General features: G+C 39.0%; 13 protein-coding genes. 9 read left to right on the forward strand and 4 right to left on the reverse strand.

The annotated features are described in order from the left end of the window. The first annotated feature begins 189 nt into the window (after window positions 1–189). The 3 genes from FY048_RS04365 to FY048_RS04375 all read left to right on the forward strand — a co-directional run bounded on the left by FY048_RS04365 (window position 190) and on the right by FY048_RS04375 (window position 6,665). Window positions 190–2,301, forward strand: a complete 2,112-nt coding sequence (locus FY048_RS04365) for a TonB-dependent receptor (protein WP_446090254.1) — start codon at window positions 190–192, stop codon at window positions 2,299–2,301. Between the two features lie 252 nt (window positions 2,302–2,553). Further along, the gene (locus FY048_RS04370; RefSeq protein ID WP_446090255.1) at window positions 2,554–5,493 is read left to right on the forward strand and encodes an insulinase family protein; all 2,940 of its coding nucleotides are present in this window, start codon (window positions 2,554–2,556) and stop codon (window positions 5,491–5,493) included. A gap of 20 nt (window positions 5,494–5,513) precedes the next feature. Further along, window positions 5,514–6,665: a phospholipase A gene (locus FY048_RS04375; protein WP_446090256.1), complete on the forward strand. Its 1,152-nt coding sequence runs from the start codon at window positions 5,514–5,516 to the stop codon at window positions 6,663–6,665. Between the two features lie 43 nt (window positions 6,666–6,708). Here the strand turns inward: FY048_RS04375 and FY048_RS04380 are convergent, their stop codons facing one another. The 3 genes from FY048_RS04380 to ilvA form a co-directional block, all read right to left on the reverse strand. Beyond that, complete coding sequence (locus FY048_RS04380) at window positions 6,709–8,046, reverse strand: TrkH family potassium uptake protein (RefSeq protein WP_446090257.1); 1,338 nt, start codon at window positions 8,044–8,046, stop codon at window positions 6,709–6,711. 17 nt (window positions 8,047–8,063) lie between these two features. After that, window positions 8,064–8,714 carry a potassium channel family protein gene (locus tag FY048_RS04385; RefSeq protein WP_016137936.1) on the reverse strand — a complete coding sequence of 217 codons (651 nt, stop codon included), beginning with the start codon at window positions 8,712–8,714 and terminating at the stop codon, window positions 8,064–8,066. Between the two features lie 145 nt (window positions 8,715–8,859). Beyond that, a complete protein-coding gene (ilvA, locus tag FY048_RS04390) occupies window positions 8,860–10,407 on the reverse strand; it encodes a threonine ammonia-lyase, biosynthetic (RefSeq protein WP_446090258.1) in 1,548 nt (515 codons plus the stop codon). Between the two features lie 101 nt (window positions 10,408–10,508). Between ilvA and rpiA the strand changes: the two genes are divergently transcribed. Next, complete coding sequence (gene rpiA / locus FY048_RS04395) at window positions 10,509–11,180, forward strand: ribose-5-phosphate isomerase RpiA (protein WP_016137938.1); 672 nt, start codon at window positions 10,509–10,511, stop codon at window positions 11,178–11,180. Beyond that, window positions 11,180–11,860 carry a M48 family metallopeptidase gene (locus tag FY048_RS04400; RefSeq protein ID WP_446090259.1) on the forward strand — a complete coding sequence of 227 codons (681 nt, stop codon included), beginning with the start codon at window positions 11,180–11,182 and terminating at the stop codon, window positions 11,858–11,860. The genes rpiA and FY048_RS04400 overlap by 1 nt, the downstream gene beginning before the upstream one ends. On the opposite strand, the gene FY048_RS04405 is transcribed toward FY048_RS04400, so the two are convergent. Then, window positions 11,857–13,380 (reverse strand): hypothetical protein, encoded by a 1,524-nt coding sequence (locus tag FY048_RS04405; RefSeq protein ID WP_446090260.1) that lies wholly within the window; start codon window positions 13,378–13,380, stop codon window positions 11,857–11,859. The two genes, FY048_RS04400 and FY048_RS04405, sit on opposite strands and share 4 nt — an antisense overlap. Window positions 13,381–13,563: 183 nt before the next feature. Here FY048_RS04405 and argC point away from each other — a divergent pair, with 183 nt between their 5' ends. The 4 genes from argC (at window position 13,564) to clpA (ending at window position 18,162) form a co-directional block, all read left to right on the forward strand. Beyond that, the gene (gene argC, locus FY048_RS04410; protein ID WP_081402179.1) at window positions 13,564–14,619 is read left to right on the forward strand and encodes an N-acetyl-gamma-glutamyl-phosphate reductase; all 1,056 of its coding nucleotides are present in this window, start codon (window positions 13,564–13,566) and stop codon (window positions 14,617–14,619) included. Between the two features lie 75 nt (window positions 14,620–14,694). Further along, complete coding sequence (locus tag FY048_RS04415) at window positions 14,695–15,453, forward strand: DUF6776 family protein (protein WP_080645537.1); 759 nt, start codon at window positions 14,695–14,697, stop codon at window positions 15,451–15,453. Window positions 15,454–15,462: 9 nt separating this feature from the next. Then, entirely contained in the window at window positions 15,463–15,876 is a 414-nt protein-coding gene (gene clpS, locus FY048_RS04420; protein ID WP_016137942.1) for an ATP-dependent Clp protease adapter ClpS, read from the forward strand. A gap of 9 nt (window positions 15,877–15,885) precedes the next feature. Then, the gene (gene clpA / locus FY048_RS04425; protein WP_016137943.1) at window positions 15,886–18,162 is read left to right on the forward strand and encodes an ATP-dependent Clp protease ATP-binding subunit ClpA; all 2,277 of its coding nucleotides are present in this window, start codon (window positions 15,886–15,888) and stop codon (window positions 18,160–18,162) included.

Below are 18,162 nucleotides of genomic sequence, written 5' to 3' on the forward strand. Positions count from 1 at the left end.
TAGCGGAATAAATACACCTCATAGTAATTCTTTTTTAATAAGATGATTTTAAAGTCAGGGCTGATTTAACAAGGCCATTGAACTTAGACTTTTAATAAATATTATCAATTAATAATGATTCTTACTAATATTTACAAGTGCAGTGTATTTCATTGAAACTTCGCATGAAATTTTTCGTAGCGAATTTACATGAAGCGTTCTATTTTATTTATTTCATCAGTTGGGGTTATGACAAGCCATGTATATGCCGTAGAGGCAGACCAACAGGCTGTAACGAATCTTCCAACAATTTCAGTAAAAGCTGAAAAGGAACAAAGCTTAAAACAAGAAGTGGGACAAGCATCAACTGCAACTAAAGGACTTATGCAATTAAAAGATGTTCCTCAAATCGTAAATGTGGTGCCTAAACAAGTTTTAAGAGAGCAAACCGTAACCTCAATGCAAGGAGCTTTGCAAAACGTTGCAGGTTTGAGCTTTAGTGTGGGGGATGGGCAGCGTGATCAGGTCATGATTCGTGGTTTTTCTGCTATTACAGATAACTATGTAGACGGTATTCGTGATGATGCACTGTATTTTCGTGATATGTCGAATGTTGAGCGTATTGAGGTATTAAAAGGGCCTGCTTCTGTATTATATGGGCGTGGTTCTGCGGGTGGATTAGTTAATAAAATTAATAAAAAACCGATGGATGAATCTTTGCGTGAAGTGAGCCTGATTGGGGGTACAACAGGGCAACGCCGTGCAGAAGTAGATGTGAATGAAAAAGTAGCAGAGAATGTTAAAGTTCGTTTAACTGGCGCAGTTGAAGATTCAGATGGCTATCGTGATCAGGCCTTTTTAAAACGCCAAGCAGTTGCTCCATCTTTACAATGGGATATTTCAGATAAGACGAAGCTTTTAATTCAGGCTGACTATTTGCATGATGACCGTTTAGCAGATCAAGGTTTTCCGACAGATCCAATTACAGGTAAACCAGTTAAAACAAACCCTAAAACTTTTTATGGTGCATTAAATGGTAAAGAGGTTGGCGATGTTGATACTGAAATTTCAAGCCAAACCATAAGCTTAGATCATGAGTTTAACGATAATCTAAAATATCATGGAGCAGTTCGTCACTATAACTACTCATTAGACCGTCAATACAGTGTCGATTCACATCAAGATTCTGCAAAAAATAAATTGCCCGCTGATCAAATTCAATTGACTCAAAATAAACGTTTACGCAACGAAGATGGCGTCTATGTTCAGCAAGAATTAAGTAGTTTATTTAATACAGGATTTTTAAAACATAACACTTTGATTGGTGCAGAGTACAGTAAGCAGCACAAAGATGAACTCGTGTGGAGCAAAGCTCGTCAAATTACAAATATATTTAACCCAGAGCTTGAAAATTGGGCTCCATTAGATACAAGTGTAGCTGCGGAAACTAATAATAGTAATACATTTGAAAACTACGGTATCTATTTACAAGATTTAATGACAGTTACAGATCAGCTGAAAGTTTTAGTGGGTTTACGTTACGATAATTTATCGCAAGATCGTAATAATAAAGTGAAATCTCAAATATTAAATAGAACTGATAACACCTATTCTCCACGTATCGGGGTGGTTTATCAGCCAGTAAGTAATATTTCACTATACACTTCTTATAATCGGTCTTTCCAGCCTTTGGCTGATTCATTTGTTTTATATAAAAATAGTGATGATTTGAGTCCAACGAAAACCGAAAATATTGAGGTTGGTGCAAAATGGGATGTAAGTGATCAATTGAATGTGACATTGGCTTTGTTTGAAATGAGCCAAACGAATATTCAAAACCAAGATCCGAATGATCCTAAGGGTTTAAGTGCAATCTTAGCGGGTGAGCAAAAAACCAAAGGTGTTGAGTTATCAGTAGCTGGTCAATTAACTGATCAATTATCAGTATTAGCAGGCTATTCCTATATGGATGGCAAAATTGAAAAATCTGCTATTGGACTGACAGGCAATCATTCTGCGCTCACGCCAAATAACACTGCAAACTTGTGGTTAAAATATCAAATTAATGATCACTGGTATGCGGCTGTGGGCGGACGTGGCGAATCCTCACGTTTTAGTGCCTCCGATAACAAGAATGTTTTACCAGGTTACGCTGTTGTAAATGCGGCATTAGGCTATCAAAGCGAACGTTATGATGTGAACTTCAACTTAAATAACCTATTTGATCGCGATTATTTTGTTTCAGGGCATAGCGGAGCGAATGATTCAAACATGATGGGTGATCCATTAAATGCTCAAATTGCACTTCGTTATCGTTTTTAAATAAAAGTTTTTTATAAAAGCTCATCAACTTGATGGGCTTTTTTATTTGTTGGATAGCATATACATAGAATTAAAAGCTTATGTTCTGTTAGGATAAAACATTCATAGCTATGTGCTTGATATCAAAGCCGCGCCAATGAAAACTAATACTCAACAAAAACATAGTATTTTACTTGGCTTTTGTTCGCCAATCTCAAGCTGACTCAGGCTATAATGAGACTTATTCACTTATCCGATATGTTAGGAGATCACATGACTGTAGATGTCACTGAAACCATTTCTCAAACTGTTCACCCTGCGTTTCAGTTGCTACGTCAGCACCATGTAGAAGCATTAGATATTTTAGTGTCTGAATATAAGCATAAAGTTACAGGTGCGGTGCATTATCACTTGGCAACTGATTATGATGAAAATGTATTTCTGGTTGCTTTTAGAACACAGCCTATGGACTCTAAAGGCACTGCACATATTTTAGAACATACCGCTTTGTGTGGGTCTGAAAAGTTTCCGGTACGTGATCCGTTCTTTTTAATGATTCGCCGTTCTTTAAATACGTTCATGAACGCATTTACAGCAGCAGATTGGACAGCATATCCATTTGCTACTCAAAACAAAAAAGATTTCCAAAACTTACTCTCTGTTTATCTTGATGCAGCATTTGCCGCTAATTTGAATCCGCTTGATTTTGCTCAAGAAGGTATTCGTATTGAACTTGAAAATGGGCAACCTGTTTATAAAGGTGTTGTTTTTAATGAAATGAAAGGTGCGATGAGTGCACCGTCTGACCAACTTTATCATCAGTTGGCTCATCATTTATTTCCTGAAACGACCTATCATTACAACTCAGGCGGCGACCCGAAAGATATTCCTGATTTAACGTATGAGCAGTTAGTCGATTTTTATAAGGTACATTATCATCCAAGTAATGCTGTATTCATGACCTTTGGCAATCAAACAGCCTATGAGTTGCAAGAGCAATTTGAAAAACTAGCTCTACATAAGTTTTCTGCTGGAACAACTCTATATTCTAAGCCCGAAAAACGTTTAGCAGCGCCAATTGAAGTAACAGAAAACTATGGTGTTGATAGTGATGATTTAAAAGATAAAACTTATCACGTTCTATCTTGGTTATTACCAGAAGCAAATGAAGTGAAATTGCGTTTGGGAATGCGTTTGGTTGAAGGAATTTTGTTAGAAAACTCTGCTTCACCACTGCGTCATTACCTAGAAACATGTGGTTATGCTCAATCAACAGGTCCATTAATGGGCGTGGACGATAGTAATTTTGAAATGACTTTCTACTGTGGTGTTCAAGGTTCAAACCCAGAACATGCGCAAAGCTTTAGAGATGGTGTTTTAAATATTCTGCGTGATGTTGCTGCAAAACCAATTGATAGTAATTTAGTCGATGCAATTTTGCATCAGATTGAGTTGCATCAACGTGAAATTAATGGTGATGGTACACCTTATGGCTTAAGTTTAATTTTAAATGGCTTAAGCGGTGCGATCCACCACAATGACCCAATTCAAATTTGGGATGTTGACAGCGCAATTGCACAAGTTAAAGAAGAGTTGAAAGACCCAATGTGGTTATCAAATCTGATTCAAACACATTTGCTAGACAACCCGCATCGTGTGCAGATGACTCTAGTTCCAGACCCTACTAAGTCTGTAAAAGAGCAAGAAGCAGAAAAAGCACGTTTAGCTGCTATTGGTGAGAAGTTAACAGATGCTGATAAGGCTGAAATTATCGCTAATACCAAGGCGCTAGAGGAACGTCAGGATACTCCAGACAACCTTGAACTATTACCAAAAGTAGGTCTGGAAGATGTACCTGCTGATTTGCATATTGTGCAGGGTCAATTACGCGAAATTCTTTGTAATCGTATGGATACGCCGTTGAATCTGTACCATGCTGGTACGAACGGTATTTACTATCAACAAGTACTTATTCAGATTCCTGAAGACATTGTGAAGTCACCTTACTTCAATTTGCTTTCTATCTTGATGGGCGAAGTAGGTGCAGGTGAATATGACTATCTTGAACTACAAAACTTACAAACGGCGGTAAGTGGTGGTTTAGGAATGGGCGCTTCACTACGTAGTAAAGTTGATGACAAAGATAAAATTAGTGCTTGGTTAACGTTAACGACTAAATCGTTGACTCAGAAGTTTGATGCAATTCATTTATTAAAATTAGCATTTGAACAGCTTCGATTTGATGAGAAAGAGCGAATTATTGAGTTATTGCAACAACGTAAAACACGTTGGCAATCTCGCTTATCTGGAGCAGGTCATAGCTACGCAATGCAAATCGCGTCACGTAATATGAGTGCATTGGCTCAACGCGACTATCAAAACACTGGTTTAGGTGCATTAAATTGGTTAGGTGAGCTTGTTACTAAGATTACTCAAGACTCTGCTGCATATGATGATTTGATCGCAGAATTAAAACGTATTCATCGTAAATTATTGCAAGCGCCTAAACAATTCTTGCTTGTATGTGAAGAACATCAGTCTGAACGTTTAGTTGAAGAAATCCAAAATGTTTGGGATAAACTAAACGTTGATGCAACCGAAACAGAATTAACTCACGTAGAACAGGCAAATGACAATAATCATGAAGCATGGTTAATTCAGGCAAATGTTCAGTTCTGTGCTTCAGCTTATCAGGCGGTGGATGTGTCGCATCCAGATGCAGCTCCGCTAATGGTATTGGCAGCTTATTTACGTAATGGGTTCTTACACAGCGCCATTCGTGAGAAAGGCGGTGCGTATGGTGGCGGAGCAAGTTATGATGGGAATGCGTGTTCATTCCGTTTCTATAGTTACCGTGACCCACGTTTAGCAGAAACTTTTAAAGATTTTGAAGCAAGTGTGCAGTGGTTATTAAATACGGAACAACAGCCTCATCAGCTTGAAGAAGCGATTCTTGGCCTAGTTGCAAGTATGGATAAACCAGGTTCACCAGCGGGTGAGGCGATTACTGCATGTTATGCATTGTTGCATGCAAGAACACCAACTTTCCGCCGTATCTTACGTGAGAGATTGTTGCATGTAACATTAGATGATTTACAACGTGTTGCTCGTCAATATTTAGTTGAGCAAACTCCTGTAAAAGCTGTAGTTGCACCATTTGCTAAACGCGATGAATTGCAGCAATTAGGTTTTACCATTCAACAAGTGAATTAAAATAAAGATTGGAGATGAACATGGCGTTCAGACAATTTGAACGCACATCTTTACAGCTAAGCATGGGAATCGTGCTTAGCTGTTTGTGTGCGTCTGTGACATATGCTGACACCTTGGCACCTGTAACCCCCGCGACAGTAGATGCATGTGTTGCTCTTGCTTCGAATGCCGATCGTCTGGCTTGTTATGACTCTGTATTTAAACCGTCAGCTTTACCAGTTATTCAAGCTGCGGCTGTACCAGAGCCTGTTAAAAAAATTGATGCACCTGCTGTTCCACCTGAAACTTTTAAAGAGAAGGTGGTAGATACAGTGAGTAATATCAAAATAATTGGTAAAGCACCGAAACTTCAGCCTACTACTTCTTTGCTAGATCAACGTTGGGAGCTATCTGAAGAGAGTAAATTAGGGGTTTGGAATATTCGTGCTTATCAGCCAGTCTATTTGCTACCTGTATTCTGGACCAGTGACAAAAATGAATTACCTACTAGCCCAAATCCAAACAATGTAGAACATACAGCCCAAAACTTGAAATCAATGGAAAGTAAATTTCAGATTTCTTTAAAGACCAAAGCTTGGGAAAATATTTTTGGTAATAATGGTGATTTGTGGGTAGGTTATACCCAATCTTCACGTTGGCAAACATTTAATGCTGAAGAGTCTCGTCCTTTCCGTGAAACGAATTATGAGCCTGAAGCAAGTTTAATGTTTAGAACGAACTATGAATTGCTTGGCTTAGATGGCCGTCTGCTTGGGGTTACCTTAAATCACCAGTCAAATGGTCGTTCAGATCCATTATCTCGTAGCTGGAACCGTGTCATCTTTAACGTTGGATTAGAGCGCGGTAACTTTGCTGTAATGCTTCGTCCATGGATTCGTCTTGAAGAAGACAGCAAAGATGATAATAATCCAGATATGGAAAATTACATCGGACGTGGTGATTTAACAGCATTTTATAAGTGGAAGCAGAATGACTTCTCTTTAATGCTGCGTCATTCCTTGAAAGGTGGTGATGATTCTCATGGCGCTATTCAATTTGATTGGGCTTTTCCAATCAGTGGTAAATTGCGTGGACACTTCCAGTTGTTTAATGGTTACGGTGAAAGCTTGATTGACTATAACCACCGAGCAACCTACGCGGGCTTGGGTGTTTCACTCATGAACTGGTACTAAGTTTTTACTTATAAAAAAGCCGCTTTTAAAGCAGCTTTTTTTATTATCCAATTTGAATGTTGGCTTGGGGATGCTTGAGCCGACTTTTTTTCGGCGTGGCAATTAAATAAGCCAGTGTTAATGGGCCGAGTCGCCCAGCAAACATCAATAAGCTTAAAATGAATAAACTACCATTATGCAGATCTGGCGTGATTCCACGAGAAAGCCCTACAGTACAAGCCGCGGAAACAACCTCAAAAAGCAAATTCATAAAATCTGCTTTAGGTTCTAAAAGTAAAATTATAAAGAATCCCATGAAAATGAGTATGCTCGTAATTGCAGTTACAGCTAAAGCTTTATACGTCGTTTCGTGTGCGACAGAATGATTAAATATTCGGATTTCATCTGTACGACGTAAAAATGAAATAACACTGAGTACTAAAATGACAAAGGTTCCAACTTTGATTCCGCCTGCTGTACTGAGTGAACCACCACCAATAAACATAAGCAACATCATGAGTAAAGAGCTGCTGTTGGTCATTGCGCCTGTATCAATGGTATTAAACCCTGATGAGCGCGGAACAGTGGCTTGAAACCAAGCATTCAGCGCTTGATCACCTACACTGAGCATTCCTAGGGTATGAGGATTTTGAGCTTCTAAAGCCCAAATTAAAATAAAGGCAATCAGGTTAATCACTGTAATAGTTGTAAGAATCAGCTTGCTATTCGGGGTAAGTTTTTTCCATTTTTTATTTTGCTTAATGTCCATAAGAACCAAAAAGCCAAGTCCACCTAAGGTGTAAAGTATGCTAACAGTTATACAAATAATATAGTTGCTTTGAAAACTGATTAAACTATTAGAAAATAATGAAAAACCAGCATTGTTAAATGAAGAAATGCTGTAAAAAATCGCATAGTACAATCCACGTGCAAAGCCGTAAGTCGGTGTAAAAGCAGTCGTGAGAATAATTGTACCAATAAGCTCAAAAATAAGGGTGTAAGTGACAACTCCCTTAGCAACAAACGTCACCTTTGACAGGCTTGTTTGACCGAGACTATCTTGAGCCATCATTTGTTGTTTAAGACCAACTTTGGGTGACAAACTTAATGCAGCTAAGATAGCAAAAGTCATAAAACCCAAACCACCAGATTGAATCAACAACAAAATAATGGTTTGCCCGAACAGGGTAAAAGACTCGTGAATATTTAAAACAGATAGGCCAGTAATTGTGACGGCTGAGGTGGCTGTAAAAAGCGCGTCCATCCAACTCACATGACCCGTATTGGCAAATGGCAGTTTGAGTAATAGAGTGCCAAAAATAATAAAGCCCAGAAACCCCAGTGCCAAGAGTGAAGGAGGGCTTAAATTTAATGTTTTATGGGGCTTGGGATATATAGACATATTCTAGATTTCGCCTCTTATAGGAAGCAATTAGAAAGTTTCTTTAACTGGGGTAAATGACCTTCTAAAATAAGAATATCATGCGTTTGCAAGGTGAAATTTTCTTCGGTCTCAAACAAAATTTGTTGCTGTCTTTTTACGAGCAATGTTTTAACCTGTGGTGCTTGCTGCATAATGCCATATAAGTTAATACCATTAAGCTTTTCGGGGATTTCAATTTTTATAATGTAGTGATCATCTTCTAAAGACATATAGCGACTCACCATTGGATAGTTCAGCGCTTGGGCAACTCGTACCCCCATATCTTCTTCAGGATGAATAATTTTATTGATATTGAGGTGCGACAAAATGGTGTGATGGGCTTTGGTTTTTGCTTTTACCCAAACTTTGTCCATGCCTAAATTTTTTAAATTCAGTACACATAAGATACTTGCTTCAATATCTTCACCAATTGCGACCACAACTGCATCACAATTTTGAATATTGAGTTCATCAAGTACATGTTCGTCGGTCGCATCGGCAATGACGGCATGAGTTAAAACGTTGGCAAGATTTTCAACATTCTTTTTTACTGTATCAATGCCAATAACATCATGATTTAATTTTGTGAGCTCTTGAGCAACTGTTGCTCCGAAACTTCCTAAGCCAATGACTGCAAACTGTGCCATATTGGTCCTTGTTTCCTGATTAGACGTTTATTTTTAAGGATATTTTCTTTGAGATAAAGAGAGGCAATGTAAATATGATGGGAATATTAAAAGAATTATATGAATAAGCCGACAAACTTGCCGGCTTATTCATCAAAATTGAAGATTATTTCAAGAAACGTTTGTAGCCGACATTATTGGTAATTTCTGCATACGGATAACTAATCTGCTCAAGAGTTTCAATTAGACCATCAGGGTTCTGTTTCGCATCGGTTGCTTGTAAGCCCACTAAAACACGTCCTTCTGCTGCGCCATGATTACGGTAATGGAACAACGTAATATTATGGGTTGGGCCTAAACGAGTTAAGAAGGTTAAGAGGGCACCTGGACGTTCAGGGAACTCAACGCGGAACAATCTTTCATCATCTATATTTGCGTGACCACCAATTAAATAACGAATATGCAGTTTGGCAACCTCATCATCAGACAAGTCATCTACCACATAATTTTGTTGCTTTAATTGTTCCAAAATTTCATGACGCTCTGCATCACCACCTTTTAAGCTAATACCGACGAACACTTGCGCTTCATCTGTATTGTTTGCTCGGTAGTTAAACTCAGTAATATTACGACCTTGTAAAGCACGGCAGAAGCCTAGGAATGCGCCTTTTTCTTCAGATAAAGTAACAGCATAGATCGCTTCACGTTGCTCACCTAACTCAGTACGTTCAGCAATATAACGTAGACGGTCAAAGTTCATATTGGCACCGCATACAATCGATACCATATTTTTATTGCTGATTTTATGTTCGGTAATATATTTCTTGATACCAGCAAGGGCCATTGCACCAGATGGTTCAACAATGCTGCGGTTTTCGTCAAAAGTATCTTTAATGGCAGCACAGATTTCATCTGTGTTTACTGTCACAATATCAGGTTCAACAATTGGGCCTGAGTTATCAGATTTGCGCAGACGAATAATGTCAAATGGTAAAGCACCAATTTGAGCAACGGCAGTACCGTCTGCAAACAAGCCTACATGTGGCAAAATTACGCGCTCATTGGCTTCCAAGGCTGCTTTTAAACATGCAGACTCTTCATATTCAACACCAATAATTTTTACATGGGGTGCAACTTCACCCAGGTAAGCTGCTACGCCTGAAATTAGGCCACCACCACCTACAGCAACAAATACATATTCTACATCACGCCATTGACGCAAGATTTCATTTGCAATTGTCCCTTGACCAGCTATCACAAGTTCATCGTCATAGGGTGGAATGAATACAAGGCCTTCAACTTCGGCACGTTGTTGTGCATATTTATTTGCTACATCAAAACTATCGCCATGTAACACAACTTGACCACCCAAGCCTTTAACTGCTTGAACTTTAATGTCAGGAGTCGTGCTTGGCATAACAATGATTGCTGGAACTCCTAAACGTTGACCTGATAATGCTACACCTTGAGCATGGTTACCAGCAGATGCACAAATTACCCCACGTTCGAGTTGTTCTTTAGGTAATTGGCTAATACGGTTATAGGCACCACGTAATTTAAAAGAAAAAACAGGTTGTAAATCTTCCCGCTTAAAACGAATTGTATTATTTAATTTTTGACTAATTCGTGGAGCTGCTTCGAGAGGCGTTTCAATTGCAACATCATAAACCGTTGCTTGTAAAATTTGTCGTACCACACGAGACAGCATGTTCATCTTCCCTATAACAGTTTAAAATAGGAAATTATTGTAGCAAACCCTTGTGCATTTGCGCCGATTATTGGTGCATAAATGTCAAAAAATAGTTGAGTGATGTCATGAGTCTATATGCAACCCAAGATGAAAAGAAACAAGCTGCTGCGAAAGCTGCTTTAAAACACTTGCCCAAAGGTGGCATTTTGGGGGTTGGGACTGGAAGTACCGTAAACTTTCTCATTGATTTATTGCCTGAATTACAATTAGAAGCAGCTGTGGCAAGTTCTCAAGCAACTGCTGATCGTCTTAAAAAACTAGGCATCGAAGTTGTAGATATGAACCATGTAGGTGGTTTAGATGCCTATGTTGATGGTGCAGATGAAATTGACCGTCATATGCATATGATTAAAGGTGGCGGTGCTGCATTAACACGTGAAAAAATTGTAGCTTCAATTGCTAAGAAATTTGTTTGTATCGTTGATGATTCAAAATGGGTTGATCAACTTGGACATGACTTTCCACTTCCAGTAGAAGTTATTCCAATGGCTCGTTCTGCTGTAGCTCGTAAGTTGGTAAGCTTAGGTGGCGATCCAGTTTATCGTGAAGGTGTAGTAACAGATAACGGTAATGTGATTTTAGATGTATTTAATCTTAATATTTTAAATGCACTTGATTTAGAAAAAACCATTAACAATATTCCGGGTGTTGTGACTAATGGTATTTTCGCTTTAAACCCAGCAACGATTGCAATTGTTGCAACAAATAATGGTATTGAAGAGCGTACTGCACAGTAATGTCTGTGGAAATGCCAGAAATTAAAATTGTTCGTCACGTAAGGGCAAGAAAATTGCGCTTACGTGTTGAGCCAGCTTCAATCCGTCTTACGGTTCCTTTGTTTTGTAGTAAAAAACAAATTCAGCTTTTTTTAGCGCAATCTGAGCAATGGTTAACTGAGACGTGGAATAAACAACAAAACGTTCAATCGGCTTCCATTGATATTCCTTCAGAAATTTATTTTTTTAATAAAGAGCAACCGTTTCAGGTCATCGTTCAAAAGCAGCATCGAGTTTTTCAATTCGATTGGGAAAGAAGTTGTTTATTTATTAAAGATACGCAGCCATATTTGGCATTACAAAGTGCAGTGATTGCTTTTGCAAAACAAGAATTACCCGAGCTTTTAAAAGAATTAAGTGAACACACTCATTTGGCTTATCGGGAATGTACAATTCGCCGTCCGAAAACTCGGTGGGGAAGTTGTAGTAGTCAGCATAATATTATGCTACATGCAGGCTTAGTGCTCATGCCTCACGAAATTACTCGCTATGTCGCTATTCATGAGTTAGCTCACACTAAACATTTTGACCATAGCCCAGCTTTTTGGGCTGAAGTTGAAAAATACGATCCATATTTTCAAAAACATCGCAGACAACTTAAATCAAATCCGTTGCCTGCATGGTGGTATGTCTCAAATTAACTAAAACTACATTCTAGTTGTGGTGTTTGTAAGCTATCTGGTGCTTTTCGGCTATCTAAGCCTGCTTTTGCACTCACGATTTTATTTGCTTTAATCGATAATTGTATAAAGTTGTATTGCTGCGTTGCGTTGTTTGGTTCGGCGGAACTTGAGTTGAGTAAATAACTTGAGCTTGCAGCATCGGTTTGCAATAAATTATCTGTACTATCGGCACTTAATGCAGAGCGATAAGTCTGTGATCCTTTAATAAGTTCGATTTGGCCATTTGCACGGAAATTAAGCTGGCAACCAGTTGCAATGTCTTCATAATGACCCACTAAATAGTCTGTAGCGGGTAGTTTGGGGTCGGAAAGATTAATGCTAGTCAAACCTTGTTTGCAAGGATATGCAGAACCATTACAGGTCGCTGTAATACCGCTAAAACCAACAGCTCGACGATAATCACCCGCACCATCTATGCGGAAAAAGTCAGTCGTATTTCCGGCGGGTACGATTCCTGAATATAGTTTCTTTTGCAGAAGGTCATAACCTGTTTGGTCTAGAGTGGATTGGCTTTGGCCATCTGCCAATTTAAAAGTAGCGGCTTTTAAATTGGTTGCGAAATTATCGCGTGTTGCTTTTTGATTAGCTGCGATATCTAACAACGTATTTTTGACTGGATCAATATTATCTGGAGCGGAAGTGAAAATAGGGGTGAATGTTATTTGATCACCATGAAGTTTTTTTCCATCTAAAAAGCCATCTTTTAAATCGGTTGCCAAACTCTTAATGAACTCTTGATATGTAGTTGGTCCGCTATGAATTGTTGACCAATATTGTAAGTAGCCAAAGCTAAGATAACTATCCATATATGTACTAGGTTTTTTAGTTGAGTACTGCAGTAAAGTTAAAACTGTAAGGGAATTTGCTGGACTTAAAATTGGGATGTCAGCATCTTTAAACGCGTTAAGAAGCGATCTATAAACATCTTGCGAAGCTAAATCCACATGCAATTGCTCAATGCGGGTTGGGTCAATCGTTTCTTGAGGGAGTTGTCCTGAGCGTATAGCAGCTCGTTGGTAAATCGCTTCACTACTTGGGCTGATGAATAGGGTTCTACCACTTACACTGTTTGGTGTAATAAATGCATGATAAACACCAGAGAAATTTTGGTATGTTGAAGTAATGGGATCAAATACTTGAGATGAATTTTGAGTCGTAATTTCTACGCGATATAAACGACTTAATTTAGCGGTAGGAATTTTGACATTAAAGCTGTTTAAACTTGCAATTGAAGTATCTACTAAAACAGAGTTGGTAGTGTTGTCATATACTTTGAGTTGGATATTACGCATTTCTACAGGGGATTTAACAGTAACATCAGTTGTTGCCTCTGGAGTAGGGTCAACAGGTGTTGGAGTGCTTGGTGAGTTACCACTACTACTGCCTCCACCTCCGCAACCAACAAGTGCAGCACTTAAAATTAATGTGCTTAAGCCAAGGTAAGTGCGTAATTTTGTTTCTTTTGATTGATGAAGCATCCTAGCTCTCCAAAATTAAATCTGATATTTATTTGCTGATATTTGTTTAGTTCTGACAGTTGAATAAGTGCTATCTAATTGTCGCTAAAATTAAAAAATTAAAATTACCAAGCATGAAATGGTTTTGTAAGCTTGGACATCCTGTCATACTACAGCACAAGTATAGATTCAAAAATTGAGGTAATGCACGTGATTTCTGTCGGAATTGTTGGTGGAACGGGTTATACAGGCGTTGAACTATTACGTATTTTATTACGACATCCTAAAGCGCAGGTTCGAGTTCTTACTTCACGTACAGAAGCGGGCAAACCAGTTGCAGATATGTTCCCTAATTTACGTGGACATACTGATCTTCAATTTTCTGATTTAAATATTGATGATTTAAAAAAATGTGATGTTGTGTTTTTTGCTACACCTCATGGTGTTGCAATGCAGCATGCAAAAGAATTGATTGCAGCAGGTACTAAAGTTATTGATTTGGCAGCTGATTTTCGTTTGCAAAATCTTGAGCAGTTTGAGAAATGGTATGGCATGGAGCATGCCTGCCCAGACGTTTTAGAAAACTCAGTATATGGTTTGGCTGAATTAAACCGCGAAAAAATTAAACAGGCGCAAGTTATTGGCAACCCTGGTTGCTATCCAACTACCGTTCAATTGGGTTTAGCACCGCTTTTAAAATCAGCACAAGCATTGATTGAAACAAAAAACATTATTATTGATGCGAAGTCAGGTGTTTCTGGTGCTGGTCGTAAAGCAAGCTTAGGCATGATCTATAGTGAAAATGCTGATAACTTCAAGGCTTATGGAGTTGCGGGTCACCGTCATCATCCGGAAATTGTTGAAGCATTAGAAAATATTTCTGGGCAAAAAGGTGGCTTTGAAGGGCTCTTATTTGTTCCTCATTTAGTTCCAATGATTCGCGGTATGCTCAGCACAATTTATGTCGATTTGACAGAAACTGGAAAACAAACTGATATTCAGGCATTGTATGAGCAATTTTACGCAAATGAAAAATTTGTTGATGTGATGCCTGCTAACAGTTCGCCTGAAACACGTAGTGTGCGCGGTGCGAATGAGCTTCGTATTGCTTTATATAAGCCGCAGCCGAATAAACTTATTATTCTTGCGGTACAAGATAACCTTGTGAAGGGTGCATCTGGTCAAGCTGTACAAAATATGAACCTTATGTTCGGCTTTGATGAAGATGAAGGCTTACAAGGGATTGGTTTATTACCATAAAAAACTCTTTTTTGCTTCACACACATTTAAATTTCGATTTAAATGTGTGTCTTGACTCTGATCTTAAACACTGAGATGACGATGCAAAACTCTGGACAGACGACTTCAGCAGAAAGTTCGTTGCAAAAGAAAAATTTTTTAAATACCAATAAACCTTTGTTTATTGGCGCGGCTATTTTAATGAGTGGTTGTCTTGCGCTCGGCTATACAATTGGGCACCGTCAAGGTCTGACTGTTGTAGGTTACGATGCAGATGCAGAGCAATTGGTTGAAGTGGTGCAAAAGCAGAAAACAGCTTTAGATGCAGTTAATAAAAGCCTGAACGCTGCGGTACAAGAGCGTGATGTTGCTGTAACAAATGCAAATGATCTGTTTGAAGCTCTTAATCAAGCCAATGCTGATAAAACGCAGCAAGAAGGTATGAGTAATATCTACCGAGATATCTTGAGGCAGCGCGGTGGTTTAAGTTTGACCATTCAAAATTTGGCGATCAAACCTCTGCCTGAAAATGCTTATGAATATCAGTTGGATCTCGTGCAGGTGAGCCCAAGTAAGCGCCGTGCTTCAGGATCAATTGAGATAAGACTCATTAAAGATACAGAAGTTTTGGTTGTACCACTTGAAGCTAAAAGCTTTAACTTTACTGACTTTGAGCGCTTAACAGGTCGTTGGACAATGCCTAAAGGTTTTACACCTCAATTTATTGAGGTACGTTTAACAGGCGGTTCCGATACACCAGTTATTAAACGTTTTAGTTGGCAGCGCGGTAAACCTGTCGAAACATCTTCTGCTTTCGTGGCAGAAATTCCTCAAGCTGAAGCAAATTCACAATAGTAACATCCTATGCGAACAAATAAGCGTCAAACAAACTTAAAAGATATCAAGGCTTCTTTTCAGCAGTCTGGTTATGTCGATTGGCACTTCCATCCACGCTTAAGTGATTCGCAAAACGAAGATCATGACGGAGAGGTTGTTGTACAAACAGCACCTCCTGAACTCAAGCGTCCGCCGTTATATGCAGTCTTATTAATGAATGACGATTACACGCCAATGGACTTTGTAATTGAAATTTTACAACAATACTTTGCAATGAATCTTGACCAAGCGACTCAAGTAATGCTAACAGTACACTATGAAGGTAAAGGTATTGCTGGGGTATATCCAAGAGACATCGCGGAAACCAAAGCAAACCTTGTTAATAATTACGCTCGATCGCAAGGTCATCCATTACTTTGCCAGATTGAGCCTAAAGCATAAGGGGGTTACATGCTCAGTCGTCAATTAGAAGTATCATTACGTTTGGCTGTTAGCATGGCTCGTCAAAAGAGACATGAGTTTCTTACAGTTGAACATTTATTATTAGCACTACTCGACAACGATTCGGCTGTGAATGCTTTAAAAGCATGTGGGGCTGATATAGTTTCTTTACGTAAAGAATTAGAAGAATATGTAGAACAACATACTCCTAAGCTTGGCGAAAATAGCGAGCAAGCGCCTCATCCAACAGAAAGTTTCGACCGCATTTTGCAACGTGCTATTTTCCACGTGCAATCAAGTGGCGGCGATCGTACTGTTGAAGGTGCGGATGTTTTGGTCGCAATGTATTCAGAGCGTGATTCTTTTGCTGTGTATTTGCTTAAACGTCATCAAATCAATCGATTGACATTGACTCAATACTTGTCTCATGGGACACGTAAAGATGAAGTGCAAGTTGAAGAAGAAGTCGAAGATATTGAGGGTGAGACGAGTACGGGCAATGCAGGACCATTAGAGCTTTATACGCTGAACTTAAATGTTGAAGCGCAAAAAGGCAAAACTGATCCACTTATTGGTCGTGAAAAAGAAATTGAGCGTACAGCACAAATTCTTTGCCGCCGTCGCAAAAATAATCCATTACTGGTAGGTGATCCGGGGGTTGGTAAAACCTCGATTGCTGAAGGTTTGGCATGGTTAATTGTGAATGGCAAGGCGCCTAAACCTTTGAGCCAGGCTGAAGTCTATAGTTTAGATATTGGTGCATTAGTTGCTGGGACCAAATATCGTGGTGACTTTGAAAAACGTTTAAAACAATTGCTTAATGCTTTGAAGAAAAATCCAAATGCGATTTTATTCATTGATGAAATTCATATGATCATTGGCGCAGGCTCAAGTATGGGCAGCACAATGGATGCTTCGAATTTGATTAAACCGGCTTTGGCTAATGGTACTTTACGTTGTATCGGTTCAACGACGTTCCAAGAATATCGTCAGGTTTTTGAAAAAGACCATGCGTTATCACGTCGTTTCCAGAAAGTTGATGTTAATGAGCCAAGTATTTCTGAAACAATTGATATTTTGCGTGGCTTAAAATCTAAATTTGAAGATTTCCACCACGTACAATATGACGATAAGGCACTGGTATCAGCTGTAGAACTTTCTGCTAAATTCATTAATGATCGTTTCTTGCCAGACAAGGCAATTGATGTGATTGACGAAGCTGGTGCTCAGCGTCGTTTGAAAGCCGAAAGCGATGATAGTTTGATTACGGTAGAGAATATCGAAGATATCGTTTCTAAGATTGCTCGTATTCCGCCTAAAACTGTCTCTAAAGATGATAAATCAGTGCTTGAAAATCTTGAGCGTGATTTAAAACGCGTTGTGTTTGGTCAAGATGAGGCGATTACCGCGTTAGGTTCAGCGATCAAGTTGTCTCGTGCTGGGTTGAAATCACCAGATAAGCCAGTAGGTAGTTTTGTTTTTGCTGGCCCAACAGGTGTGGGTAAAACCGAAGTGACTAAGCAACTTGCGAAGTTGTTAGGTGTTGAGCTTGTGCGTTTCGATATGTCTGAATATATGGAACGTCATGCAGTTTCACGTTTGATTGGTGCGCCTCCTGGTTATGTCGGTTATGACCAAGGCGGGCTGTTAACTGATGCGATTCATAAGAACCCGCACTGTGTTTTATTGCTAGATGAAATTGAGAAAGCACATCCAGATGTGTTTAATCTGTTGCTACAAATCATGGATCATGGTGCTTTAACGGATAACAACGGACGTAAGTCAGACTTTAGAAACGTTATTATTGTCCTGACTACGAATATTGGTGCAGAAAGTATTTCTCGTGCGAGTATTGGTTTTACTGAACAAGATCATAGTTCTGATAACCAAGAAGCAATGAAACGTGCTTTCTCACCAGAGTTCCGTAACCGTCTAGATAGCGTTATTCAATTCAAGTCATTACCAACAACTGTGATTGAGTCTGTGGTTGATAAATTCTTAACAGAATTACAAGCACAGCTAGATGACAAACAAGTTGTACTTGATGTCGATCAAAGTGCTCGTGATTGGTTGGCAACAAATGGTTATGACCGCTTGATGGGCGCACGTCCAATGCAACGCCTCATTCAAGAACACTTGAAGAAACCGCTAGCTGAAATGATTTTGTTTGGTGAACTTGCAGATCATGGTGGTAATGTGGCTGTATCAGTGAAAAATGAAGATGGCAAAGCTGTTGGCTTAAAACTCGAAGTTTTTGAAGATCATCATACGGCAGAACCAGCGTAA

Source organism: Acinetobacter sp. 1124_18A (assembly GCF_052824995.1).